23 protein-coding genes are annotated in these 25,159 nt (G+C 51.6%); 21 read left to right on the top strand and 2 right to left on the bottom strand.

The genetic code is table 11. The annotated features are described in order from the left end of the window. Positions 1–182: 182 nt before the first annotated feature. The 8 genes from dapG to MKY86_RS17090 all read left to right on the top strand — a co-directional run bounded on the left by dapG (position 183) and on the right by MKY86_RS17090 (position 10,232). Positions 183–1,403, top strand: coding sequence for an aspartate kinase (gene dapG, locus MKY86_RS17125; protein ID WP_036692638.1), 1,221 nt, complete (start codon positions 183–185; stop codon positions 1,401–1,403). A gap of 16 nt (positions 1,404–1,419) precedes the next feature. Beyond that, positions 1,420–2,319: a 4-hydroxy-tetrahydrodipicolinate synthase gene (dapA, locus tag MKY86_RS17120; protein ID WP_076078662.1), complete on the top strand. Its 900-nt coding sequence runs from the start codon at positions 1,420–1,422 to the stop codon at positions 2,317–2,319. A gap of 600 nt (positions 2,320–2,919) precedes the next feature. Next, positions 2,920–4,605 carry a ribonuclease J gene (locus MKY86_RS17115; protein WP_036724742.1) on the top strand — a complete coding sequence of 562 codons (1,686 nt, stop codon included), beginning with the start codon at positions 2,920–2,922 and terminating at the stop codon, positions 4,603–4,605. Between the two features lie 154 nt (positions 4,606–4,759). After that, positions 4,760–5,257 carry an RNA polymerase sigma factor gene (locus MKY86_RS17110; protein WP_076078664.1) on the top strand — a complete coding sequence of 166 codons (498 nt, stop codon included), beginning with the start codon at positions 4,760–4,762 and terminating at the stop codon, positions 5,255–5,257. Continuing rightward, positions 5,254–6,273: an anti-sigma factor gene (locus MKY86_RS17105; protein ID WP_076078665.1), complete on the top strand. Its 1,020-nt coding sequence runs from the start codon at positions 5,254–5,256 to the stop codon at positions 6,271–6,273. The genes MKY86_RS17110 and MKY86_RS17105 overlap by 4 nt, the downstream gene beginning before the upstream one ends. Positions 6,274–6,455: 182 nt before the next feature. Beyond that, positions 6,456–7,250: an ATP-dependent Clp protease proteolytic subunit gene (locus MKY86_RS17100; protein WP_083684921.1), complete on the top strand. Its 795-nt coding sequence runs from the start codon at positions 6,456–6,458 to the stop codon at positions 7,248–7,250. Further along, a complete protein-coding gene (locus MKY86_RS17095; RefSeq protein ID WP_076078673.1) occupies positions 7,247–7,462 on the top strand; it encodes a YlzJ-like family protein in 216 nt (71 codons plus the stop codon). Before MKY86_RS17100 ends, MKY86_RS17095 begins: the two co-directional genes overlap by 4 nt. A gap of 97 nt (positions 7,463–7,559) precedes the next feature. Continuing rightward, the gene (locus tag MKY86_RS17090) at positions 7,560–10,232 is read left to right on the top strand and encodes an FtsK/SpoIIIE family DNA translocase (protein WP_076078674.1); all 2,673 of its coding nucleotides are present in this window, start codon (positions 7,560–7,562) and stop codon (positions 10,230–10,232) included. A gap of 138 nt (positions 10,233–10,370) precedes the next feature. Here the strand turns inward: MKY86_RS17090 and MKY86_RS17085 are convergent, their stop codons facing one another. Both MKY86_RS17085 and MKY86_RS17080 read right to left on the bottom strand, forming a co-directional pair. Continuing rightward, complete coding sequence (locus tag MKY86_RS17085) at positions 10,371–10,916, bottom strand: DUF402 domain-containing protein (RefSeq protein ID WP_076078676.1); 546 nt, start codon at positions 10,914–10,916, stop codon at positions 10,371–10,373. 196 nt (positions 10,917–11,112) lie between these two features. Further along, positions 11,113–13,089, bottom strand: a complete 1,977-nt coding sequence (locus tag MKY86_RS17080) for an AraC family transcriptional regulator (protein ID WP_076078677.1) — start codon at positions 13,087–13,089, stop codon at positions 11,113–11,115. Between the two features lie 172 nt (positions 13,090–13,261). On the opposite strand from MKY86_RS17080, the gene sleB reads away from it, so the two are divergent. The 13 genes from sleB to MKY86_RS17015 all read left to right on the top strand — a co-directional run bounded on the left by sleB (position 13,262) and on the right by MKY86_RS17015 (position 25,155). Further along, positions 13,262–14,113: a spore cortex-lytic enzyme gene (gene sleB / locus MKY86_RS17075; protein WP_076078799.1), complete on the top strand. Its 852-nt coding sequence runs from the start codon at positions 13,262–13,264 to the stop codon at positions 14,111–14,113. A 145-nt stretch (positions 14,114–14,258) separates the two neighbouring features. Beyond that, positions 14,259–15,539, top strand: coding sequence for an EF-P 5-aminopentanol modification-associated protein YfmF (gene yfmF / locus MKY86_RS17070; protein WP_076078679.1), 1,281 nt, complete (start codon positions 14,259–14,261; stop codon positions 15,537–15,539). 2 nt (positions 15,540–15,541) lie between these two features. Then, positions 15,542–16,822 carry an EF-P 5-aminopentanol modification-associated protein YfmH gene (gene yfmH, locus MKY86_RS17065; protein WP_076078680.1) on the top strand — a complete coding sequence of 427 codons (1,281 nt, stop codon included), beginning with the start codon at positions 15,542–15,544 and terminating at the stop codon, positions 16,820–16,822. Further along, positions 16,822–17,589, top strand: a complete 768-nt coding sequence (gene ymfI / locus MKY86_RS17060; protein ID WP_036724753.1) for an elongation factor P 5-aminopentanone reductase — start codon at positions 16,822–16,824, stop codon at positions 17,587–17,589. Before yfmH ends, ymfI begins: the two co-directional genes overlap by 1 nt. Positions 17,590–17,721: 132 nt before the next feature. Beyond that, positions 17,722–17,982 carry a DUF3243 domain-containing protein gene (locus MKY86_RS17055; protein WP_036692667.1) on the top strand — a complete coding sequence of 87 codons (261 nt, stop codon included), beginning with the start codon at positions 17,722–17,724 and terminating at the stop codon, positions 17,980–17,982. Between the two features lie 147 nt (positions 17,983–18,129). Further along, positions 18,130–18,897, top strand: a complete 768-nt coding sequence (locus tag MKY86_RS17050) for a DUF3388 domain-containing protein (RefSeq protein WP_081751117.1) — start codon at positions 18,130–18,132, stop codon at positions 18,895–18,897. Between the two features lie 48 nt (positions 18,898–18,945). Further along, the gene (locus MKY86_RS17045; protein WP_076078682.1) at positions 18,946–19,887 is read left to right on the top strand and encodes a RodZ domain-containing protein; all 942 of its coding nucleotides are present in this window, start codon (positions 18,946–18,948) and stop codon (positions 19,885–19,887) included. An 83-nt stretch (positions 19,888–19,970) separates the two neighbouring features. Further along, positions 19,971–20,132, top strand: a complete 162-nt coding sequence (locus MKY86_RS17040; RefSeq protein WP_179090467.1) for a hypothetical protein — start codon at positions 19,971–19,973, stop codon at positions 20,130–20,132. 231 nt (positions 20,133–20,363) lie between these two features. Next, positions 20,364–20,855, top strand: a complete 492-nt coding sequence (locus tag MKY86_RS17035) for a YajQ family cyclic di-GMP-binding protein (protein ID WP_036724757.1) — start codon at positions 20,364–20,366, stop codon at positions 20,853–20,855. A gap of 148 nt (positions 20,856–21,003) precedes the next feature. Further along, complete coding sequence (gene pgsA, locus MKY86_RS17030; protein ID WP_036724758.1) at positions 21,004–21,591, top strand: CDP-diacylglycerol--glycerol-3-phosphate 3-phosphatidyltransferase; 588 nt, start codon at positions 21,004–21,006, stop codon at positions 21,589–21,591. 58 nt (positions 21,592–21,649) lie between these two features. Further along, the gene (locus MKY86_RS17025; RefSeq protein ID WP_076078683.1) at positions 21,650–22,939 is read left to right on the top strand and encodes a competence/damage-inducible protein A; all 1,290 of its coding nucleotides are present in this window, start codon (positions 21,650–21,652) and stop codon (positions 22,937–22,939) included. Positions 22,940–23,236: 297 nt separating this feature from the next. Further along, the gene (recA, locus tag MKY86_RS17020; protein ID WP_076078685.1) at positions 23,237–24,301 is read left to right on the top strand and encodes a recombinase RecA; all 1,065 of its coding nucleotides are present in this window, start codon (positions 23,237–23,239) and stop codon (positions 24,299–24,301) included. Positions 24,302–24,417: 116 nt separating this feature from the next. Then, positions 24,418–25,155 carry a regulatory protein RecX gene (locus tag MKY86_RS17015; RefSeq protein WP_076078687.1) on the top strand — a complete coding sequence of 246 codons (738 nt, stop codon included), beginning with the start codon at positions 24,418–24,420 and terminating at the stop codon, positions 25,153–25,155. Positions 25,156–25,159 lie beyond the last annotated feature (4 nt).

Below are 25,159 nucleotides of genomic sequence, written 5' to 3'. Positions count from 1 at the left end.
AATTTTAGCTGACGGACCCATAAGCTTCATTTCTGCCGTCCTCATCCCGGGGGCGGCACGAACAATTTTACGCTATAATAAGAGTCAGGTTATCGCGGCTACGAACACTTCTGCCTCGCGGGGTGATTTATTTCACGTAGGGTTCAGTAAGTCTGCTGAGAGAAGCAATGGAGGAATTATACATGGGTATTTTGGTGCAAAAATTCGGCGGAACCTCACTCTCCACACCAGTGGCCAGAGAACACGTAATCCGTCATGTCAAACGGGAGCTGGCCAGCGGGTTCAGCCTGGTGGTCGTAGTCTCGGCTATGGGCCGCAAGGGGGAGCCCTATGCTACCGATACACTGCTTGATCTGGCGGTTCAGAGCGGGAATTCACTGCCGGACCGGGAACGGGATTTGCTGATGTGCTGCGGGGAGATCATCTCGGCGGCCAATCTGTGCGGTCTGCTGGAGCAGGAGGGCATCCGGTCGACGGTGCTGACAGGAGCGCAAGCCGGATTCCTGACCGACAACAGCTATGGCAATGCCAGAATCCTGGACGTTCGCACAGAACGCATTCTACGGGAACTGCGTGAGCATAAAGTAGTAATAGTAACCGGTTTCCAGGGTCAGACTGAAGCGGGTGATTTCACCACGCTGGGCCGCGGAGGAAGCGACACCTCAGCTACAGCCCTGGGGGCTGCGCTGCGTGCGGATATGGTAGACATCTATACGGATGTGGACGGAATACTCACCGCCGATCCGCGGATTGTTGAAGATGCAAGACAGCTTACTTATGTCAGCTACACCGAGATTTGTAACATGGCGTATCAGGGAGCCAAGGTTATTCATCCACGGGCTGTGGAGATTGCCATGCAGGCGCAGATTCCGGTGCGTGTACGCTCGACCTTCTCGGAAGCGGAAGGGACGCTTGTGACCCATCCCGAGGGCTTCAGTGATGTATCCCATGGAGTGGTGGACCGATTCGTCACAGGGGTTGCCTATGTCAGCAATATTACGCAGATCTCGGTGGAATGTCCGGAGGGCAATGGAACCGGCGTGCAACTGCAGATCTTCAAAAGCATGGCCGATAACGGAATCAGCGTGGACTTCATCAATGTGACACCGACCGAGGCCGTATATACCGTGTTCGATGACAAATCGGAGCAGGCGATTGCTGCGCTGCAGGAGCTGGGCCTGCGTCCCAAGAGCTTGTCCGGCTGTGCCAAGGTCTCCGTCATCGGCGGGGGCATCAACGGTGTTCCGGGAATTATGGCACATATCGTCGAGGCGCTCAGCTCGCAGAACATCCAGATTCTGCAGTCTGCTGATTCCAACACAACGATCTGGGTTCTCGTGAAAAAAGAAGATATGGTGCAGTCGGTTCGCGCCCTGCATGCCAAGTTTGAATTGCACCGCTGACAAGGAGGAATTCAAAGTGGATTTCGGAAGACTGATCACCGCAATGGTTACCCCGTTTGACGGGGAAGGAGAAATCAACTGGGAAGCAACTTCAAGGCTGGTCGATTACCTGATCAAGGAACAAAAGTCCGCTGCGCTCGTAGTCTGCGGAACCACCGGCGAATCGCCGACCCTAACCGATAAGGAGAAGCTGAAGCTGTTCTCCTTCGTGAAGCAGCAGGCAGCCGGACGCTGTAAAATTATTGCCGGCACCGGCAGCAACAGCACCAGACATTCCACCGAGCTTACTAAGGAAGCCGAGAAAATCGGCGTGGACGGTGTGCTTCTGGTCGTCCCTTACTACAATAAACCGAATCAGGAAGGGCTCTACCAGCATTTCTCTGCAATTGCTGCTGCGACTTCACTGCCATGCATCTTGTACAATGTGCCAGGACGAACGACAGTAAGCATGAGTGTAGCTACCACCCTGCGTCTGGCGGAGATTCCTAATATTGTGGCTACGAAGGAATGTGCTTCGGTAGACCAGATTACATGGATTGCCTCAGCTTGTCCTGAAGACTTCCATGTCTACACCGGAGATGATTCCGCCGGTCTCGCGACGCTTGCTGTGGGAGGACACGGTATTATCAGTGTGGCCAGCCATGTTGTCGGAGCACAGATGTCAGAGATGATCGAGGCCTTCACCTCCGGGAATGTCCGCCGTGCAGGCGAGCTTCACCGGCAGCTGTTTCCGGTCTTCAAGGGACTGTTCGAGTGTCCGCAGCCGCTGCCGAACCCCTCGGCCGTGAAGTATGCGCTCGGGCTGCGCGGGATGGATGTCGGCTCGGTCCGCCTGCCGCTGGTTTCACCGACGGAAGAAGAGGCGGCCTTCATTGCTGCCCTGCTCAGAGAAGTTAGTCCAGGCATGGATAAGTGAATAGGCGAAGATAGGTACAACGGCAACCGGCCGCTCTTATGGAGCGGCCGGTTTTTTACGTTACGGACTTCTGACTGCCGCAAATCGCATATGGTAATTATTTCTCCAGGATTAACTCTATGTTAAAAAAGTCAGGCATTGCAGCGTTTTTTGCTTGTCTTTTCCTTAAATATTGGCTGTTTGTTAAGGAAAGAATAGGACCAGGTACAGGGTGACTTGTCTTTTGCCAAAAAAATCATGTATAATGAACTTAAGTGACTTGGTGCGGTTAATTGAATATGCGGTAATCTTCCGGCAATGCGGATTTGTTGCATTGTAAGACAGGATAGGTCCTTGAATAAGTCTGTGCTAAATATGCCGGATTTACGCGCGAGGGGCGCGGTGGTGGAATTTTGAGGGCATTTGCCCGCTTCAAGAGGATATTACTGCCCGGATTCGGGAGTTTAGACCTGTGCAAGTATACAGACTTACCGGGAATTCCTTGTCGAAATAAGGAGTTAACAGCAATTTGATGTATATTACAGCGCCGCTGAAATATTGAAGCTCATTGTTAACAAATAAAAAGTATGACGTCCAACATCATAGGAGGGTTAGATTCATTTGTCCAAAAAAAACAATAACAACAACGACAAACTGACGATATTCGCACTTGGCGGAGTCGGTGAAATTGGTAAGAACATGTACGTAGTTCAGTATGGCAACGACATTGTAGTCGTAGACGCCGGTCTGAAATTCCCTGAAGAAGATATGCTGGGTATTGATATCGTAATACCGGATATCTCCTACCTCACCGAGAACCGTGACAAGGTAAGAGGGATTGTTCTTACGCACGGCCATGAGGATCACATTGGCGGCTTGTCTTATGTGCTTAAGAACCTGAATGTTCCGGTATACGGAACAAGACTTACCCTGGGTCTTGTGGAGAACAAGCTCAAGGAAGCGAACCTGCTGGGTGAAACTAAGCGGATTCTGATTAACGAGGATTCCGAGGTTGAACTGGGCACATCGCTTAAGGTAACATTCTTCAGAACGAATCACAGTATTCCGGATTCTGTCGGGGTATGCATTGAGACACCAGAGGGCAACGTTGTCCACACCGGTGACTTCAAATTCGACCACACGCCAGTCAACGGTCAATTTGCCAATCTGCACCGCATGGCTGAGATCGGATCGAAGGGCGTTCTGGCCCTGCTGTCAGACAGCACCAATGCCGAGAAGCCGGGCTTCACACCTTCGGAGAAGAATGTCGGCATTGTGCTGGAAGATATTTTCCGCAAAGCTGAACAACGTGTGGTAGTAGCAACCTTCGCTTCCAACGTGCATCGTATTCAGCAGGTAGTGAACGCTTCTGAAGCAACAGGACGTAAGATTACCGTTATTGGACGAAGCATGGTTAACGTAGTATCCATTGCTTCCGAGCTTGGTTATCTGCATATTCCTGACGGCATGCTCATTGAGCCTGAAGAGATGAACAGAATGGCAGGCAACCGTGTGGTAGTACTGTGCACAGGCAGCCAAGGCGAGCCAATGTCGGCGCTGACACGCATGGCGCGTTCCAGCCACCGCAAGGTAGACATTATGCCGGGCGACACCGTTATTATTGCGGCTACACCGGTACCGGGTAATGAGAAATATGTAGGCCGTACCATTGATGAATTGTTCCGTCTGGGTGCCAATGTGATATATAGCGGCTCCAACTCCGGCGTTCACGTATCCGGTCACGGCAGCCAGGAAGAGCTGAAGCTGATGCTCAACCTGATGAAGCCGAAATACTTCATGCCGATCCACGGTGAATACCGGATGCAGCGCAAGCATGCACTTCTCGCGGAATCTGTTGGCGTAGAGCCAAGCAATATCTTCATCACCGAGCTGGGTGAAGTGATTGAGATCTCCGGTGGAGCTGCACGCAGAGCGGGTAAGGTAACTGCCGGTAACGTGCTGATCGACGGGCTGGGTGTCGGCGATGTAGGCAACATTGTATTGCGTGACCGTAAGCTGTTGTCGCAGGATGGTATTCTGGTGGTTGTGGTTACCCTCAGCAAGCAGAACGGAGCGATTGTCTCCGGTCCTGACATCATCTCCCGCGGATTCGTATATGTGCGGGAATCGGAAGGTCTCCTGGACGAAGCGAACCGGATTGTTGCGGGTACGCTGCAGCGTCTGATGAGTGAGAAGGTCAATGAATGGGCTTCTCTGAAGACCAGTGTCAAAGACTCCCTCGGCCGTTTCCTCTATGAGCAGACACGCCGCAGACCGATGATCCTGCCGATTATTATGGAAGTATAAGAGAAGCATTTCTTAACAATATAGCTTTGGCAATAGCCTCTTTTCCCGGAAATATTGGACGGTTTCCTGGGGAAGGGGGCTTTTTAATGTTTTTTTTCACTGCACAAAACAACATTTGGGCAACCTGACCGTTATACAGGCAAGGAGGTGCAGCATGGAGCCAAGAGACTTGGAGAAGGTGCTCCAACCCAAACTGGCGGAGATCCGCCGCTACTTGATCCGCCTCGGCGCCGGGGCCTCAGATGCAGAGGATATTGTGCAGGACACTGTGTACAAGGCGCTGCTGTATCTGGAAGCGATCGATGAGCGCAAATTCAGCGCCTGGTTGTACAAGGTTGCGATCAACCGGTATTTTGACCTGTGCCGCAGGAAGAAGAAGTTTCAATACAGCGAGGAAGTGGAGGTTCATCCTGCGCCTGAGCATGAGCTCCCGGAAGCGGTGCTGCTGCGACGGGAGCGCAAGGAGAAGATTGAAGAGGTGCTGGCCGGTATGATTCCAGCCAACAGGCAGCTGATTCTGCTGAAATATGAAATGGAGCTGTCCTACAAGGAAATTTCCGCCATGCTCGGCATCACGGAAGGAACAGTGAAGGCTACGCTCTACCGGGCGCGGCAGCAATTTCAACAATTATATGGAGGTGAGGGCGAATGACTGCCCCATGGGAAGAAGCAGAAGACCAGAATATTATGACCACCCTGAAAAAAACCAAACGGAAGAGCCTTATTCGCAGTATTCTGATTTCACTCGCGGTTAGTGGGCTTATGCTGATCGCCGTATTTTATGGCGCAGCGCAGCTGGTAGACCGTCTGTCCTCCAATGCCCTTTACAGTGAGCAGCAGTATATGAGGATCAGCAGCCCTAATGAATTCAATTCAGGCTATAGGGACAATAGGGGATTTTTATCAGGAGTACTCGAACTTCAAACCTATAAAATCGTCGACGATGTGCCTGTTCCGTGGAAGAACAGATGGCTGAATTACAACGCCTGGTGGTTTCCTTTCACTACGGGTGCGTACGGCGGCGTGTCAAACCTGACTGTAGAAGATCCGCGTATGAAGCAGGAGGGGTACGAGTATTACCGGGGATATAATTCCTATAACGGGCAAAGGGAGCTGGCTTTCTATATTCCGGGCGTCGATTATGGCGGGAGAATTCTAAATGATCTTCCCGAGCTGGATAAGATGAACGAAGACAAGCGAGTGGAACTAGCCGTGTCTTTTGACAAGGATTATTCGTTCGAAGAGGTGGAAGGCCTGCTGCCCGCAGGCGTAAAGCCAGTCTGGTACTGGGTCGATACGTATGATGACCGCGAGGGGTTCGGCTTTAAGCCGTTTCCTAATGAGAATGATCCCGCTAAAATGAACTATCCGACCCCGATGAGTGCGAATTACGGAGTCTACGGGTTCGGGGTCTGGCCGGACCGGGATCAGGCGAAGCCTGACGATTTCATCGGCGCAGTACAGACCGGTGTGGACAAGAAGGGCAAGCATCACAGTGAGTATCAGCGTATCTTCAATTATTTGAAAAAAGACAAGGCTGCGCCGGAGGCCGGTGATCTTCGCATACTGGGTGTGGTTGTAACCGGCACGGCGGACGGGTTAGAGAGCCTCAAGGACCAGACATACGTGCGCGGAGCGGTGCTGGGTGCGGTGGTGGACAAATATTAAAATATGACATACAGAGGGCGGTCCGTTAAAGAGAGGGGCCGCCTTCTTGAATTAGCAGCAGAAAAATACAAGTGCAATTTATATAGTGCATAAGGGAGTCCCCCGGAATGTCATACTAATAGAAATCAGAATCCTGAAGCACACGGACGGGTGTTGCAGGCAGAAGGGGAGCGCTGTGTACGATGGAAATCACAGAAGCAAGCAAGGCGGGCGGAGGGCGTAACGAAGAGATCCTGCCAGGCGAGGTTAAACCAGCGGTGAATGATCCGGTTCCTCCAGGAATGCCGGGACCTGTGGGGGTGCTGAAGGAGCTGGGGCAGACGGCGGTGCCGACAGGGGAGCCGGATATTTTTTGCATGACGATTATAGGACAGATTGAAGGGCATTTCGTCTTGCCGCCGCATAACAAGACCACGAAATACGAGCATATCATTCCCCAGCTCGTTGCAGCTGAACAGAGCAAGACCATTAAAGGGCTGCTGATCATTCTCAATACGGTCGGCGGGGACGTAGAGGCTGGACTGGCCATTGCCGAGATGATCGCTTCCTTGTCGAAACCTACGGTAACAGTTGTCATCGGCGGCGGTCACAGCATCGGTGTACCTATAGCGGTATCCTCCACGTATTCCATTATTGCTGAAAGTGCCACCATGACAATTCATCCGATCCGGATGAACGGCCTGGTGATCGGCGTGCCGCAGACCTTCGAGTATATGGAGCGGATGCAGGAGCGGATGGTGAAATTCGTGACCTCTCATTCCCGCATCACGGAAGTGCAGTTCAAGGATCTGATGTTCAAGACCGGAGAGCTGAACCGCGACATCGGTACCGCAGTGGGCGGGCAGGATGCCGTCAGGTATGGTCTGATGGATGAAGTGGGCGGGATAGGTGCCGCACTCGCCCATTTGAACCGGATGATTGCTGCTGTCCCCACTCTGACAAATGAGACACTTCCGCAAGGAGGGCTGCCCCAATGACCTTTTATACCATTATGCCGATGGAGCAGGTATTCGAGGGGGCACTGAGTTATGCCTCTCCCGTGCAGGAGATGACTATTCAGGGCATGCTGATGCAGGTAGAGCTGCTGGATGGAGGTCAGGCGAAGGTGGTCCGGCTGCTGCAGTGTCCGCTGGATAAATATCTGGATGCGGCCTTCTCCCCGGGTGCAATCGTTCAGCTGGACCGCTAAGTGCGAACAACCCCCCTAAAGATGCATATTCTGACAAAAGAGAACATAGGTACGCCACGCCATTATATGGTATAATGTTGACTCGGGGGTGGCTGGCGTGGCTAAACGGAGAAGAAAGAAGAAGAAAGCGCTGCTGGGCAGTGTTTTAAAATATGAAATCTACGGAATTCTGCTGATTACGATTTCCGTCATTGCTTTGTCGGGGGAAGCGGCTGTCGGCCGCTCGCTCTCAAGCATGGCAGGTTATTTGCTCGGCAGATTCTATTTTGTGCTGCCGCTGGCGGGAACCTTTTATGGTCTGATGGTAATGATTCACAGGAAATGGCCGTCCACCTGGAACAGCCGCTATACCGGTGGCCTGCTCCTGCTGTTGTCCATGTGCCTGATGAGTACCATATCGGCGATGCAGCAGAAGCTGGGCCCGCTTGGGATGCTGCATCCGGGCAATGTACTGTCTCAAATACATAATGATCTATCCGGCGCCCTCTCACCGGGCGCCGGCGACAGCAGCGTGTACATGTTGGGCAAGGACATCAGCGGGGGGTACATCGGTGCGCTTGAATACGCTGCTCTCCTGTGGCTGTTCGGCAATCTGGGCGCTAAGCTGCTGATGATTGTATTGCTGGCCATCAGCTTCATGCTGATTACTAATCTCTCCTATGTAGAGCTGTTTACCTTACTCCGGGTAAGGGCCGTCAAGCTGATTGAAGGAATTAAGCTCCGCGCGGCGAACCGCCCGGCTGCCGTTCCAGTGGTCAACAGCAGACCGGCTAGAGCCAACAGAGTTACAACGCCGGAACCTGCGGATGATGACGATTACTTTGAAGAGGACGACGGATCGGGTCAGCAGCTGCCAAGACGCGGACAGTCGAAGCTGCTGGGCAGAATAACCGGCTGGTTCAGCGGGGCTGCCCGCCAGAGTCAGCCGGAAGTCATGGGCGATCCGGAGGATGAAGTGACGGATATCATCATTACGGATCCGCAGGGTGGTCCGGTCATCTCCGGAATGACAGCAGCGGGAGGTGTTCCTCTGGAGGAGTATGGCGAGGAGGACTTCCCGGATGAGGAGCTTGAGCCTGTGACGCCGATCATCCGGGATTTCTTCGAGCATATCCGCTCTGAAGGGCTGAATGCCGAGGACCGGGAGGAATGGAGCGAATTCTCACCAGCGGCACGTGGTGGTGCTGCCACCGGAACAGGTGCTGCTGAGCTTACGAGAGTGGGAGCAGATTCTGTTCCGTCAGGGGAATCCGGGGAGGGTATACTGCCTGTAGAGCTGGACGGGCTGCCGGGAACGGCAGAGGAGGGCGAAGCGGCTCCGATTATACCGCCTCCACCTCCGCCCAAGCCGTACAAGCTGCCATCCTTCCGTTTGCTGGCTAAGCCGATTAACGGGGCTAAGGCGGGCGATCAGAATGATTATATGCAGACGGCACGCAAGCTGGAGGCTACACTGGAGAGCTTCGGTGTAAGGGCGAAGGTGCTGGAAGTGGTTCGCGGACCGGCGGTGACCCGGTATGAGATTCAGCCGGATATCGGCGTGAAGGTCAGCCGGATTGTCAATCTTACCGATGACATCGCGCTGGCACTGGCTGCCAAGGATATCCGTATGGAAGCGCCGATTCCCGGCAAATCAGCCATCGGCATCGAAGTGCCGAATTCGGAGGTCTCGGTCGTCACCATGCGGGAAGTGATGGAGACACAGATTTTCCAGGAGGCGGATTCGCGGCTGTCCATTGCCTTCGGGCGGGATATCTCCGGCCAGACGATTATCGGCAATCTCGCCAAGATGCCCCATCTGCTGGTAGCAGGAGCAACCGGCTCCGGTAAATCGGTCTGCATCAACGGTATTATTACCAGCATTCTATATAAGGCTAAGCCGAATGAAGTGAAATTCCTTATGGTTGACCCTAAGATGGTCGAGCTGAATGTATATAACGGCATTCCGCATTTGCTGGCTCCGGTAGTGACAGACCCTAAGCGTGCCAGTCTGGCCTTGAAGAAGATTGTGGTGGAGATGGAGAAGCGGTATGAGCTGTTCTCCAAATCAGGCACACGTAACATGGAGGGCTACAACAACCTGATGAAGGATAATCCGGCAGCAGTACTGCCGTATATCGTTGTCATCGTGGACGAGCTTGCCGATCTGATGATGGTTGCTGCGAATGATGTAGAGGATGCGATCTGCCGGCTGGCCCAGATGGCGCGGGCGGCGGGAATTCATCTGATTATCGCCACACAGCGTCCTTCGGTAGATGTGATCACCGGCCTGATTAAGGCGAATATTCCTTCGCGGATTGCTTTCGGTGTCTCCTCGAATGTGGACTCCCGGACCATTCTGGATATGCCGGGTGCCGAGAAGCTGCTCGGACGCGGCGATATGCTGTTCCTGCCGATGGGGGCTTCCAAGCCGATCCGTGTTCAGGGCGCTTTCATGAGCGATCAGGAAGTGGAGACGATCGTGCAGTATGTCAGCAGCCAAGGGGAAGCGAATTATGATGAGTCGCTTGTGCCTGAGGTAGACGACACCTTGAGCGAGGATCAGGAGCCGCAGGATGAATTGTACGAACAGGCCGTCCAGATTGTCCTGGAAGCCAAGCAGGCTTCTGTATCGCTGCTTCAGCGGCGTATGCGCGTCGGTTACACGCGTGCCGCACGCTTGATCGACTCTATGGAGGCCAGAGGCGTTATCGGCCCTTACGAGGGCAGCAAGCCGCGTGAGGTGCTGATGTCGCTGGAGCAGTATCAGCAGAACAGACTCAGTTCATAAATGTAAAAAGCTGTCCCGCAAGCCATGAATGGCTGATTGGGACAGCTTTTTATTAGAGGTTCTTTTCGATAACGTTGATGTTATGTGTCCCGAACAATCCCAGTATAAATGGGTGAGGTTGTTTTTTTTTTATCAGACTTACTTTTGGAGCATATGTAAAAGAATATCTTGATGTTGCTCTGAAAGCTGCAACAAGGTGAATTTCCCGTCTTTGATAAGGGAATTAATGAAGTCTGCCTCTTGTCTTGCGAGGTTATATAGAGAGCTGTCAATTCTGCCCTGAAGCAATGCTTCATCGAGTTCTTCCGAATCCTTTTGGATTACTGCACCTGACGGCAAAACGACAATATCTAAGAACAAATCGTCCATCCAAGGCACGTTATCCTCACTTACACCATTTCTATAGCATATATCAATATACCACTGTACAATCTGCCCTTGCTCGTCAAACATTGTAGTCACTGAATGATGCTTATCAAGAGGGAATTGTTGAAGCCACGAATACCCATCATTTACAATGCAAACCTTTTGGTCAAAGTATTTTACGTACAACGGCTCTTTAACTTTGGCAATCTTCAGAAGTGATAAGTAGCCTTTAAAATTATCTGTTTCAAGATATGACTGGACATATTCTCTTTCCAATACACGTTTCCAATCTGAACGGTCCCCGTATTTTCTCTTCAAATGTACAGCTCCTTCACCTAAGAAGTGTTCTTTCCTATATTGTATCAAAGCGGAGAATCAGCAACAATATTTATGTAAAGAACCTTATTATAGGTTGTTTTACATCTAAAAACAGAGCAGCGCTTCTCCAATATTAGAGGAGCGCTGCTCTGTTTAGATTGTGCCTAACTTTATTTTGCGAATGGTGCCATTAGTATCAATTCACCCGGGGAGCTGTAAGCAGAGCATCAACCATGTAATCAAGCTGCGCATTTAGGGAGTAGATATCATTGTAATACGATAATCCGAAGTCGATATTCATTAACCGGCCTTCCTTGACTGCCGGAATACTGTTCCAGATCGGGTCTCCCGTCAGGTCAGTCATTCCGTCATAAGAGGAACGGAAGATATACTCTCCGCTGTAATCGGCAATGACTTCAAAGGATACAGACTCCCCACCGACATCGGTCTTGCTATCTATTTTTTGCTGAATCTTCTCCGGTGCCTTCATGCCAAGATATTCATATAAGACCTGCGAACCCCGGCCGTATTGTTTGCTCATAATCACTAACATACTGCGCTCTCCGCCGCCTTCCATGATGGAGATGGTCGAATCTAGAATTCCCGCTTCCTTCAGCTTCAGCTTACTGTCCTCCACTTTGGCATTGAAATCATTTAATAGGCTGGTGGCCTGATCTTCCTTATTAAGAGTGTGTCCAATAAAGCTGACCCGCTCAACGGTTGTCATTTTCTCATAAGGCACCAATACGGTGGGTGCGATATCATGCAATGCATTGTAGGTTTCCTCGGAAGGAACGATAATCAGATCGGGATCAAGCGATAAGACAGCTTCCGGGCTGGCCTCGAACCAACTTCCCAACTTCTGTACATCTTTCAATTCGTTCTCGAAGGCAGCACCTTCATTTACACTAGAGACACCTACGGGCTTAATGCCCAGCGCCAGAACATCGCCCAGCAAGTACAACACAACGACACGCTGAGGATTGGCAGGTACCTCGATATCCCCTTTTATTGTAGAGATTGTCCGGGTCTGTGCCTCGGCTGCAGTGTTGTCAGGGGACGTTGTAGAGGATGCCGTCGCAGCAGGCGAAGAGCTTGGCGTATTGCTGCCGTTGCCCGCCGTCGTTGTAGTGGCAGTTCCTGAGGAACAGGCACTTAACACTATGGTGAAGCATAACAACAAGGTTAACATTAGGGATGGCTTAGACGTTCTGAACATGGATGACGCTCCTTTTAGATCATATTGATAATGATTATCATCATCAATATATCCGAGAGTGCCTTCACGGGCAATGTCATTTGCAGACAGCGCAGATATCATATCCCGCCACGGGGAAGCGGCCTGAACAGAATTTTTGTACCTTACTGGTGAGTTTCCGAAGTGCTTTTTGAACATTTTTCCAAAAGAATACGCATCCGGATAGCCCACAGAAGCTGCAATATCATGCAGTGTGGCTTCTGTGCCCAGCAATAGCTCACGGGCCTTGTCCATGCGAATCTGAACCAGATATTGGGCAGGGCTGGTCTGAAGCCGGATGCGGAATAACCTCGATAATGTCCTCGGGCTGGTGCCCAGAGTGCCGGCTAGTGAATCCAGGGTGAACGGCCTGCTGTAAGAATCATGCATATAGCGTACAGCCTGGTCGAGCACATCTGCTCTAAGCGGGTGCAGCTCCTGCCCCTGCATCTGGCGAAGCAGCTCATGGACCCACTGATAGAACAGGGCTTTGACATGCAGATGCTCAAGGTCGCTGCCTGTCTGCCACTCCCCATACATCTGGTCTAGAATCTCATACAGCGGCAGAGGATGGGCCGGAGTGCAATGATATGACGCGGTAAAAGGCTTGCTGCGGTCTAAAAGCGCTGTAAGATTGCGGCGCGCAGGCAGGGTTAACGTTGAACGGTACATAATAAGGTAATAATCCAGAATTTCATGTGTTTTCAGCAATTTAATCGTAGTGCCTTTGCCTCCGTGAAAGACAGTTGCGCCGCTGATTTCATATCGGCTGTCATCTATAAGCAGACTTGCGCTGCCGCGAACGATATACAGGTATGTACTAGCCGGAAGGCGATACTTCAGCGGAGGTTGTCCAGAAATGAATGAGGCCTTGCGGATATCGATAACTTCTACAGCAGCATGGTTCCACAGTACAATATGGTCCTTAAAATCCATGTTTCTTCTCAACTCCTGTTGTTTCATAACCCAAGTATAGTTGATAATCGTTCTCAGTTGCAATGGATTTACGGTTCCTTGATTTGCGGTCATGCATAGGAAGTCCTGCCAGTCGTCATAATAACTTTAGCCATTCATGCAGAACTTCCAAGAGAAAGGTAGAGCGAATCCCATGACAAAACATAAGCAGTGGATCATTGCCGCCGTTACCCTTGCCCTTGCAGCTGCACCGTTTGCCGGTGCAGTCTTCAAAGATCATGATTTGATCTATGCCAAGCCATATGCAGCAGAACAGATTGCCGCAGATAGCCCTGATGAAGGGGAGGAAGCCATGCCCGTGTTCGGCACAACTCCGCTTAAGGTAGGCTCCTCCGGGCAGGATGTCTATGAGCTGCAGGGAAGATTGAAGTACCTTGGTTATTTTAACGGGAAGATTGACAGCCAGTTCGGGACCAAAACCAAAAATGCTGTCACCTGGTTTCAGTGGAAATTCGGCTTGAAATCCGACGGGGTCGTCGGGGCCAAGACGAAGCTTAAGCTATACAATGCGACTACAGCCTGGAAGCCGACAGCGCCTGAGACGTCTACCGCCCAGAAGAAAGCGCCCTCCGGCGCAGCTGCAGCCAAAACCAATACGGCTGAACTGTCCTCCGGCAATACCATGGGCTTGTCCGAAAACGACCTGAAGATCATGGCTAACGCGGTTTACGGCGAGTCTCGCGGCGAACCTTTTGAAGGACAGGTGGCTGTAGCCGCAGTCATTCTTAACCGTGTAAAATCCCCAAGCTTCCCAAATACGCCTTCGGGCGTCATTTTCCAGCCGGGAGCCTTCACTGCCGTAGCTGACGGACAGATCTATCTGGAGCCTAATGAACAGGCACGCAAGGCAGTGCAGCAGGCACTGAGCGGCTGGGACCCGTCGGGCGGCTGTATCTATTACTTCAATCCCAAGACGGCGACTTCCAAGTGGATTTGGTCCCGTCCGCAGGTGAAGACGATCGGCCAGCATATTTTCTGCATGTAGCTTACTGTGTCTGTATACAACCCTCCGTAAGAGCAACCGGTACGCTGTCCTCCGGTTGCTTCCTTACTTTGGAATGGTTTAGAATGGATAATACTTCATAAACTTGTTATAGAGCATCCATCCACGCTGCAAAGGAGTTTTGGACTTGACTAATAATGCATTTCAACATGGCCATGCCGCTGGCATGCGCATACATGTTCTGCCGACCAAGGCGTTCAAGACATTCGCCATCTCACTGTATGCAGGCGTTCCGCTTGAAGAAAGTACAGTGACCTCTACCGCACTGGTTCCGTTTGTACTCCGCCGGGGGACAGCATCCTACCCGGAGACTACCCAATTCCGCGAGCGTCTGGAGGAGCTGTACGGTGCCGGCTTCGGCTTCGATATTTATAAACGCGGGGATTACCAGATTGTCCAGTTCCGGATGGATACGATCAATGATTCCTTTGTGCAGAGCAAGGAGAGCCTGCTTGGGGAATCCTTTGCTTTTCTGGGAGAGGTATTGACCCGTCCCCTGCTTGAGAATGGAAGCTTCCGGGCTTCTTATGTAGCTACAGAACGCGAGACGATCCGCAAGAAGCTGGAATCCATTGTGAATGACAAAATCCGCTATGCGGCAGAACGCTGCATTGAGGAAATGTGCCGCAACGAGCCTTACCGTCTCCATCCCCTCGGTCAACGGGCCGATCTGGATGCTATCACGCCTGAGACGCTGTACCAGAGCTATACCTCCTGGCTGAATGGAGCTACGCTTGATCTGTATGTTGTGGGCGATACCACACCTGAGGAGGTCGAGAAGCTGGTGACAGCTCATTTCGGCCGGGCCCATCACTCCGAAGCCGGAGGCTACACCTCGGACTTCACTCCGGTATCGGTTACGGAAGTGCGGACGGTAGAGGAGAAGTTGGATGTGAATCAAGGCAAGCTGAACATGGGGCTGCGGACCTCGATTACCTACAAGGATGAACGGTATGCTTCCGCGCTGATGTACAACGGTATTCTTGGCGGTTACCCGCATTCCAAGCTGTTCGTCAATGTCCGTGAGAAGGAGAGTCTGGCGTATTACGCCTCCTCCCGTTATGACGGGCATAAGGGCATCGGAACGATTCAATCGGGGATCGAGACCCAGAACTACGGCAAAGCCGTTGATATTATCCGCAAGCAGCTGGATGAGCTGAAGGCCGGCAATATCACTGACCTGGAGCTTAGCCAGACGAAGGCGATGATCCGCAACCTGCTGTCCGAGATTCAGGATTCGGCGTTTGAGATGATTTCCTTTGATTTCAACCGCCAGCTATCCGGCAAAGACCGTTCTGCCCAGGAACTGATGGACCAGGTCGACGGCATGGGGGCGGCTGAAGTGAAGGCTGCAGCGGATACTTTTGAGCTGGATACGATTTATTTCCTGACAGGGAAGGAGGAATAGGGATGGAGAAGCTCCATTACGAACGGCTTCAAGAAACACTTTATCACGAGGTTATGGATAACGGACTGCAGGTGTATGTGCTGCCGAAGCCGGCTTTTCTCAAAACCTACGCCACCTTTGCCACGAAATACGGTTCGGTAGACAATCACTTCAAGGTGGCGGGCAGCGAGGAGACTACAGTACCCGACGGAATTGCCCACTTCCTGGAGCATAAAATGTTCGAGGAGCCGGAAGGCGACATTTTTGCCACCTTTGCGTCGAATGGCGCATCGGCCAATGCCTTCACCAGCTTCGACCAGACGGTCTATCTTTTCTCGGCCACGGAGAACATTGAGCAGAATCTCAGCACGCTGGTTGATTTTGTGCAGCGTCCTTATTTTACCGATGAGAACGTGGAGAAGGAGAAGGGGATTATTGGGCAGGAAATCAATATGTATGCCGACAATCCTGACTGGCGCGTCTATTTCGGGCTGATTGAAGCCATGTATGCTACTCACCCGGTTCACATTGATATTGCCGGAACGATCGAATCCATCTCAACCATTACGAAGGAAACGCTGTACACCTGCTACAACTCCTTCTATCATCCCAGCAATATGCTGCTGTTCGTTGTCGGCGGAGTGGACCCTGAGCAGGTATTTGAACTGATCCGCAGCAATCAGCAAGGCAAGAGCTATGAGAAGCAGGGTGAAATTACACGTATCTTCGCGGAGGAGCCTGAGCAGGTAGCCTCGAAGCATGTGGAGAGCAGACTTGCTGTCTCCATTCCCAAAATGATGTTCGGCTTCAAGGAAAAGGTGGATGGTCTGAGCGGTGAAGCGGCGGTGCGCCGTGATCTGACCACGAAGCTGATGCTGGACCTGCTGTTTGGCAGCAGTACGGCATTGTATCAGAAGCTCTATGACGAGGAATTGATCTCGGACATCTTCGGCCATGAATTTAACAGCTCTGCGGAGTATGCCTTCTCGGCGATTGGCGGCGATACCAAAGATCCGGGTCTGCTGCTTGAACGGATTAAGGCAGAAGTTGGACGCATTCTGGAGACGGGCTTCGCGGAGAAGGATTTTGAACGAGCCCGCAAAAAGAAAATCGGCGGCTTCCTGCGGATGCTGAATTCGCCGGAGAGCATTGCCCATGAGTTCACCCGTTACCAGTTCCGTGGAGGAGATCTGTTTGAAGTGCTTCCCCTGTATGAATCGATCACTCTGGATGAAGTGAATGCCCGGCTCCATGATCATGTGAACTGGGAGCAGCTGGCCGTATCGCTGGTGGTGAGTCCTTAATGATGTTACCGGGAGAGGACAGCAAACCGATTGGCGAAATGACAGTGCTCATTACCGGGGGCAGCGGGGGAATCGGCGGCGCGATCGCTGAGCGTTTTGCTTCGGTGGGAATGAACATTGTGATTCATTATATGAATTCGCATGAAGCGGCAAATGATGTGGCCCGGCGCTGTCTGGCGCTGGGGGCGAAGGTAATGACCGTAGCGGCGGACATGAAAGACCGCAGTCAGCTCGTACGCATGGCCGAAAGACTGGAGAGCAGCGGCATGATGCCGGATATCCTGGTCAATAATGCCGGGAAAGCTCATTATGGCATGTTAGCCGATCTGACCGAGGAGGAGTGGGACGATATCATGGCGGTGAATCTGAAGGGCACCTTCATGTGCAGCCAGATTTTCATGCCTTATATGGTCACGCAGCGTTACGGCCGGATCATTAATGTGTCTTCTGTGTGGGGGATCTCGGGTGCCTCCTGTGAAGTGGCTTATTCGGCCAGTAAGGGCGGAGTGAATGCTTTTACCAAGGCGCTTGCCAAGGAGCTGGCCCCCTCCAAGGTCACTGTGAACGCTGTAGCGCCTGGAGCAGTTCATACGGCCATGCTGTCCAATCTGCAGGCGGATGAACTGAAAATGCTGGAGGAGGAGATCCCTGCGGGGAGGCTGGCTACCCCTGAGGATATATCCTCGCTTGTTTATTTTCTGGCGCTGCCTGAGTCCGGTTATATTACGGGTCAGGTCATCAGTCCGAACGGCGGCTGGATTACGTAATAACCGGTATAATGCCAGGAACCATGAGCCTGCTCTGGAGAAATGCTCCAGCATAAGACCTTCCGGCTTGAGACATATTATAACTGTTGCTTCTAAATCTCAATATCATTACAAACCTGAGGAGGATTTAAGATGTCAACAGATTCCGTAGTGAAGAACTTTGATACCTGGAAAAGTTTTTTGGGCGACCGGGTCATTCAGGCTGAAAAAATGGGGATGAGCGACGAGACCATCACCAAGCTGGCGTTCGAAATCGGGGAATTCCTCGATAAGAAGGTCGATCCGGGCAACTATTCCAACCGGGCCATCAAAGAGCTGTGGGATGTCGGAACGGATGATGAGAAGCATACCATTGCCGGACTCATGGTCAAACTGGCGAAGAAAAACGCATAGGTACGCGGAAGAAGCTCCCCTTGCGGGAGCTTTTCTGCAATTATTACAATCGTGTCCTTGCCTTTCAATTTTTTTTTATATATCATTAACATGACCCGTGTATCTGAAACAACATGCAGGGAAAAGGAATCTATGAGGTGCGCACAAGTGGAATATAAACAATGGTATATGGAGTATAAGATACATAAGAACAGACCCGGTCTGTTAGGCGACATTGCTTCCATGCTGGGGATGCTGGAAGTCAATATTCTGACGATTAACGGCGTGGAAGGCAAGACGCGTGGAATGCTGCTGGAAACCAGCGACGATGAGAAGATCATGCTGATGGGCGAAATGCTCAAGAAAGTTGATAATATAACGGTTACGGCACTCCGTACACCGCGGCTTGTGGACCGGCTGGCGGTCCGGCATGGACGGTATATCGACCGGGATTCGGATGACCGCAAGACCTTCCGCTTTACCCGCGATGAGCTCGGGCTGCTGGTCGATTTCCTGGGCGAGCTGTTTAAGAGAGAAGGCAATCAGGTTATAGGACTACGTGGCATGCCGCGGGTAGGCAAGACAGAATCGATTATTGCCGGCAGCGTCTGTGCGATGAAGCGCTGGACGTTTGTCTCCTCTACGCTGCTGCGCCAGACCGTCCGCAGCCAGCTCGCCGAAGACGAGATGAATCCGCATAATGTATTTATCATTGACGGGATCGTCAGCACCATCCGCTCGAACGAGAAGCATTATAACCTGCTGCAGAATGTCATGAGTATGGCAAGCACCAAGGTGATTGAGCATCCTGATATTTTTGTGCGGGAGTCCGAATTCACCTTCGATGACTTCGATATTATTATTGAGCTGCGCAATTCACCGAACGAAGAGATATTGTACGAGTCGTTTACGACAAGCTACAGTGAAGATCTTTAATATATTTCATTCAGAGCATTGCTCACACAACATTCAGGAGGTGATGGTATGTCGGAACTGGGCCGGCATTTGAAGGAGGCTCGTCTGCAAAAAGGGATGAGTCTTGATGATGTCCAGGAAGTAACAAAGATCCGCAAAAAATATTTGGAAGCCATCGAAGCAGGGGATTATAAAGTGCTTCCGGGCAGCTTTTATGTCCGGGCCTTTATCAAAACCTATGCCGAGGCGGTCGGGGTTAACCCGGATGAGCTGATGGAGGAGCACGGCAATGTGCCTGCTGCTCCCGTCGATACTACCATGGAGACCGTGATTCAGAAGCGCAGCCGCAAGCCTGAAACGGAGCGTAACGCCAAGTGGCTCCCGACCTTGCTGATGTGGACCTTCCCGGTGCTGATTCTGGTGGTCATCTACTTATATGCCTCTTCCACAATGAATAATGATTCGCCGGAGAAAGCGGATAATGCAAGCATGACTACCGCGACGCAAGATCCGGCTAAGGCTAAGCCTTCTCCTACTGCCGCTGGAGGCGGTGCAGTGCCTTCAGCGGATGCGGCAGCTACACCTGATGCAGGAGCCGCGGCAACCACTGCGCCTGCTGCAACTCCAGAGCCGTCTCCATCGTCTTCTCCGGGTGCTGTCACCGTTACTCAGGACCGTAAATCGGGCAAGACGACCATTTACAAGGTCTCTGCACCTGCTGGAACCCCGGTTCAGGTACAGATTGCCGCGACCGGAGTCAGCTGGCTTGAAGTGTACAAGGGCGAGAACTCCAAGGGGGAGAAGCTCAGCTTCGGGAACACCAAGGCCGGTGAGAATCTGAGCTTTACACTGGACAGCGGCGGAATGTATATCAAATCGGGATATTCACCAGCTACGGCAATTTCGGTCAACGGACAGGCTATCACCGACGGCAAAACCTCCTCGCGCCTGCTCCTTGAACTGGATAGCGGGACGGACGGCGCTACTGACGGTAGCACTACAGGAGAATAGTACACCCGATGTATAGTCTTTGGCAGAATGGAGAACCTAGAAGTGTTTAACAGTTCTTACGCCAAAGTGAGGTGTATTCTCTCATGACCGTCAGCTGGATTGTAACAGGGCTTGGCATTATTGTCAGTCTCCTGGGGTATTATTTGACACCGGGCGCCTGGGGATATGGTATTCTGGGCTTTGGACTGGCACATGTTCTGCTGGGGATTCTGGATATGTTCCGGGCTCCTGCACGCAGCAGATAATATTTAGAGGTGAGCGTCTCCCGGACAGGTTCCGGGAGGCGTGTTTTTAGGTGAAAATATAAGAATTTATATGTTTACGCTATAAATTATCCTTCTATTTCTCGCTGAAACGGTACCGTCCTTACAAAGGACGGAATGCCGTTTCCACTTGACTCTTTTCCAGTATTAGACTTAAGAGCCCCTATCTCATATAATAGGAACAGACTAATTGTAAGTAAAGGATGTGGAACCATGAGTTCAGAAAGTTCATTTGATATCGTATCCAAGATGGATATGCAGGAGCTGACCAATGCGGTTCATCAGACCGAGAAGGAAATTGATAACCGGTTTGATTTCAAGAACAGCAAGAGCAGCCTGAAGCTGGAGAAGGATGCGCTTGTCATCGCCTCAGAGGATGAATACAAGCTGAATGCAGTTATTGATATCCTCCAGACCAAGATGGTGAAGCGGGGAATCACGCTGAAAAATATGGATTTCGGCAAAGTGGAGCCGGCTTCGCTCGGCACGGTGCGCCAGCGGCTGGGACTGCGCCAAGGGATAGACCAGGAGAACGCGAAGAAGATCAATATTCTGATCCGCGATTCCAAGCTGAAGGTTAAGAGCACGATCCAGGGTGATCAGATCCGTGTGACCGGCAAAAGCCGCGACGATCTCCAGCAGATTATCCAGCTTTTACGCAAGGCTGATTTGCCGCTTGATTTACAGTTTAACAATTTAAAGTAAGATCATGTGCCCCGCATTGTATACTACCTTACTTGCGGGGTGCTTCATGTTTTTTTGACACTTATTTATGGCTATAATATACTAGCTAAGCAGTTTTGAAGAAAATGCTGGAATACCGGATTCGTATGGACTAGGGGAGGAACCTTCAGTGAATTTACCCAACCGCATCACATTAGCACGTATTTGCCTTATCCCAATCATGATGTTTTTTCTGCTGGTGGACTTCAGCTTCTATCCGGAACCGATACATTGGGGCTCCTTTCAGCTTTCAATTAATCACTTGGTCGCGGCAGTTATTTTTCTGCTGGCAGCCAGTACCGATGGAATTGACGGTTACATAGCCAGAAAATATAACATGGTCACCAATCTGGGCAAGCTGCTCGATCCGCTTGCGGATAAGCTGCTGGTCTCGGCCGTGCTGATCTCGCTGGTCGAGCTGGGAAGATGCGATTCCTGGATTGCCATTGTCATCATCAGCCGCGAGTTTGCCGTGACCGGCCTGCGCCAGGTGGCACTGCTGGAAGGGAAGGTAGTGGCTGCAAGCAAATGGGGAAAGGTAAAAACAGTGATTCAGATTGTTGCTATTTCCCTGCTGCTGCTTAACAATTTCCCGTTCCAGTTCGTCAGCATCCCTGTGGATGACATTGCCATCTGGGCGGCAGCCATCATTACCATTTACTCTGGCATTGATTATTTCGTGAAGAATAAGGATCTGCTGGATTTGAACAAAGCCTGAGAGGCTGGAACAGGCTGAACCTTGCAGGATACCTACAATCAGGAGGAGAACGTCAGCTATGAAAGCAGAGATTATTGCCGTTGGAACAGAACTTTTACTTGGACAAATCGTGAACAGCAATGCCCAGTTTCTTTCAGTCGAGCTGGCTGCATTAGGCATTGACGTTTATTTTCAGACCGTTGTGGGAGATAACAAAAGCCGCCTTCTGGAAGCGATCCGGATTGCTCAGAGCCGGGCGGATGTTATATTGTTCACGGGCGGCATTGGTCCGACCGAGGATGATCTGACCAAAGATGCGCTGGCTGCGGCGCTTGGCCGGACCCTGCACATCGACCAGCTGGCCATGGATCATGTGCAGCGCTTCTTCGATGACCGCAAGATTGTAATGACTGAGAATAACCGCAAGCAGGCGCTTGTCATTGAAGGGACGACTCCTCTGTCCAATGATGCCGGCCTTGCGGTAGGGATTGCTTTTGCAGAAGAAGACAAATATTATATCGTGCTGCCCGGCCCGCCCCGGGAGATGAAGCCGATGTTCACGGATAAGGCCAAGCCATGGCTTCAGCAGCATGCACTTACTGGTGAAATGCCGCTCTACTCGAAGATGCTGAAGTTCGCCGGGATTGGCGAGTCGCTGCTGGAGGACAAGCTGATTGAGCTGATCCGCAGCCAGAGCGATCCAACGATTGCCCCGTATGCCAAGGAAGGCGAAGTGACCGTGCGCATCTCCACCAAGGCGCCGTCCGAGCGGGAAGCTATGGTCAAGCTCGATGCTCTGGAGAAGACGATTGCTGACATTCTGCCGGAGAATCTGTATGCCAACATCGATGTGCCGCTGGAGCAGCTGATTGTGGACTGGATGGCGGATGCGGGACTCACTCTGAGTGCTGCCGAGAGCTGTACAGGCGGTCTGCTGATGGAGAGCATTACGAATATTCCGGGCAGCGCCTCCATGTTTGCCGGAGGGATCGTCTGTTATTCCAATGATATTAAGAAGAAACTGCTGAATGTGCCTTCCGCCATGCTTGAAGGTCCGGATGCCCCGGGAGCGGTGAGCCGCGAGGTTGCGGAGGTACTGGCTGAGCAGGTGCGTATGATCGGTGACACGGACTTCGGCTTATCGGTTACCGGTGTAGCCGGACCGGGATATTCCGAGCGCAAGCCGGTGGGTCTTGTGTTCGTAGGACTGGCTGAGCGGGGCTGCAAGACAGAGGTATATGAGCTGAATCTGAAGGGCACCCGTGAGAACATCCGGCTGCGCACCGTCAAGGCGCTGCTGTACCGGTTGTGGCGCCGCCTGGAAGAACGCAAGGTTGCTACTCCGCTGGAAGGCTCGGCCTTGCAATAACTGTACGGGCCGGTATATAATTCATGTATACGGAAGAACCGTGGCTTGAGCGATCATGCTACGGTTTTTTGTTTTATATTAGGTATAACAAATTACCCTATGGCTGTTCCTGTTAACGTAAGAAGCGGAAGAGAAGCACCTGCTGAGTTTTGCATCCGGAAGGAGGCCTTCATCTTACAATAAAAGGGAGTATTATCCCTGGGAGCAAAAAAAACGAATGTATGTTCTAAAAAAGACTTGGCAAGCCCTTCAAAACACGTTATTATAATACTATAAACAGTGAAGGAAGTGGTCTGATTGTCAGATCGTCGTGCAGCGCTTGATATGGCGCTTCGTCAAATAGAAAAACAATTCGGTAAAGGTTCGGTAATGAAACTGGGAGAATCCACTCACATGAAAGTGGAAGTTGTACCTAGCGGATCTTTGGCACTTGATATTGCACTAGGTATTGGCGGACTTCCCAAAGGACGTATTATTGAAGTATATGGACCGGAATCTTCCGGTAAGACGACGGTTGCACTCCATGCGATCGCTGAAGTACAGAAGCAGGGCGGACAAGCTGCCTTCATCGATGCTGAGCATGCGCTTGATCCCAAGTATGCCAAGGCGCTTGGCGTTAACATTGATGAATTGCTGCTGTCCCAGCCTGATACGGGTGAACAGGCCCTGGAAATCGCTGAAGCGCTTGTACGCAGCGGAGCAGTAGACATCATTGTAGTTGACTCTGTAGCAGCACTTGTGCCGAAGGCGGAAATTGAAGGCGACATGGGTGATTCCCACGTAGGCTTGCAGGCCCGTCTGATGTCCCAGGCCTTGCGGAAGCTGTCAGGCGCCATTAACAAATCCAACACCATTGCGATCTTCATTAACCAGCTTCGTGAGAAGATTGGCGTAATGTTCGGTAACCCAGAGACCACTCCGGGTGGACGCGCTCTGAAATTCTACTCCTCCGTCCGTCTGGATGTGCGCCGGGTAGAGAGTATCAAGATGGGTAACGATGTCGTGGGTAACCGCACGAAGATCAAGGTTGTGAAGAACAAGGTAGCGCCTCCGTTCAAGCAAGCGGATGTAGATATCATGTACGGCGAGGGAATCTCCAGAGAGGGAAGCCTTGTGGATATCGGTACGGAGATGGATATTGTCAACAAGAGCGGAGCCTGGTATTCCTATGAAGGCGAACGTCTGGGTCAAGGACGGGAGAATTCCAAGCAGTTCCTGAAGGAACATCAGGATATTGCTCTGCTGATCGAGAACAAGATCCGTGAGGCAAGTAATCTGACAACTCTGGTAGCGGCACCATCTGAAGCAGATGTGGTTGCGGAGCAAGAGGAAGAAGAGAAATTGCTGCTTGAGATCGAGTAATTAAGTACTCCTCTACTTCTAATTGAATAATGAAGTCATGATGGATAGGCGCCCTGTGGAGGATATTACAGGGTGCCTTTTCGCAAATATTTCAGCTTAAGTAGGTGATCGGCAGGATGGTTATACAATTGGATGAGGAATTCGAAGAACAGGATGAGCAGCAGGTGCTGGCGGATTTCCCGGCAGATCAAGAGCTGGTAATTACAAAGGTAGAGCGGCTTAAGAAGTCTAATTATCGTTATCTAATCCATTTCGGAGACTACAACATGACTGTTCATGAAGATGTCATGATTAAATACCGGATGATTACCGGAAGTGCTTTTATAAAAGCGGATCTGGAGGATATCGTTGCCGCAGACGAGCGCCAGCGGGCGTATGTGGAGGGGCTTAGGTATCTGGAGCGCAAGCCCAGAACCGCACAGGAGATGGCCCGCCGTTTAAGGGAGAAGGAAATAGGGGAGACTGTTATTGCCGAAGTTCTGCTCCGCCTGCAGGAGGAACGTCTGCTTGATGATCCCTTGTACGCCAAGCAGTGGGCGGAGCAGCGGATTGTGAATCAGCGTAAGGGCAAGATGTGGATCCGGCAGGAGCTGCGGGAGAAAGGAATTGATAAGTCGCTGATTGCGGAAGCGCTGGATGAGATCACACCCGAGCAGGAGCTGGAGAGCGCGCTGCTGACCGGACGGAAGAAATGGAATACGATCCGGGGAGATGTGAACGACAAACGGCGGAAGACAGGGGCGTTCCTGATGCGCCGGGGATTCTCAGGAGAAATGGTGCGCCAGGTGATCAGGATTCTGCGGGATGAGCAGGATTCTGAGGGGGAAGAAGAGGAGTTTTACTTCCCGGATTGATTCT

This window comes from Paenibacillus sp. FSL R7-0333 (genome assembly GCF_038000365.1).
Taxonomy (GTDB): domain Bacteria; phylum Bacillota; class Bacilli; order Paenibacillales; family Paenibacillaceae; genus Paenibacillus_AQ; species Paenibacillus_AQ silagei.
Note: the sequence above shows the minus strand (reverse complement) of the source record. Positions and strands in the feature narration are given on the sequence as shown.

Coding starts and splice junctions, on each gene's coding strand:
- dapG (WP_036692638.1), top strand. CDS start 183: ATGGGTATTTTGGTGCAAAAATTCGGCGGAACCTCACTCTCCACACCA.
- MKY86_RS17110 (WP_076078664.1), top strand. CDS start 4,760: ATGGAGCCAAGAGACTTGGAGAAGGTGCTCCAACCCAAACTGGCGGAG.
- MKY86_RS17105 (WP_076078665.1), top strand. CDS start 5,254: ATGACTGCCCCATGGGAAGAAGCAGAAGACCAGAATATTATGACCACC.
- MKY86_RS17100 (WP_083684921.1), top strand. CDS start 6,456: ATGGAAATCACAGAAGCAAGCAAGGCGGGCGGAGGGCGTAACGAAGAG.
- MKY86_RS17095 (WP_076078673.1), top strand. CDS start 7,247: ATGACCTTTTATACCATTATGCCGATGGAGCAGGTATTCGAGGGGGCA.
- MKY86_RS17080 (WP_076078677.1), bottom strand. CDS start 13,089: ATGGATTTTAAGGACCATATTGTACTGTGGAACCATGCTGCTGTAGAA.
- sleB (WP_076078799.1), top strand. CDS start 13,262: ATGACAAAACATAAGCAGTGGATCATTGCCGCCGTTACCCTTGCCCTT.
- yfmH (WP_076078680.1), top strand. CDS start 15,542: ATGGAGAAGCTCCATTACGAACGGCTTCAAGAAACACTTTATCACGAG.
- ymfI (WP_036724753.1), top strand. CDS start 16,822: ATGATGTTACCGGGAGAGGACAGCAAACCGATTGGCGAAATGACAGTG.
- MKY86_RS17055 (WP_036692667.1), top strand. CDS start 17,722: ATGTCAACAGATTCCGTAGTGAAGAACTTTGATACCTGGAAAAGTTTT.
- MKY86_RS17045 (WP_076078682.1), top strand. CDS start 18,946: ATGTCGGAACTGGGCCGGCATTTGAAGGAGGCTCGTCTGCAAAAAGGG.
- MKY86_RS17040 (WP_179090467.1), top strand. CDS start 19,971: ATGACCGTCAGCTGGATTGTAACAGGGCTTGGCATTATTGTCAGTCTC.
- MKY86_RS17035 (WP_036724757.1), top strand. CDS start 20,364: ATGAGTTCAGAAAGTTCATTTGATATCGTATCCAAGATGGATATGCAG.
- MKY86_RS17025 (WP_076078683.1), top strand. CDS start 21,650: ATGAAAGCAGAGATTATTGCCGTTGGAACAGAACTTTTACTTGGACAA.
- MKY86_RS17015 (WP_076078687.1), top strand. CDS start 24,418: ATGGTTATACAATTGGATGAGGAATTCGAAGAACAGGATGAGCAGCAG.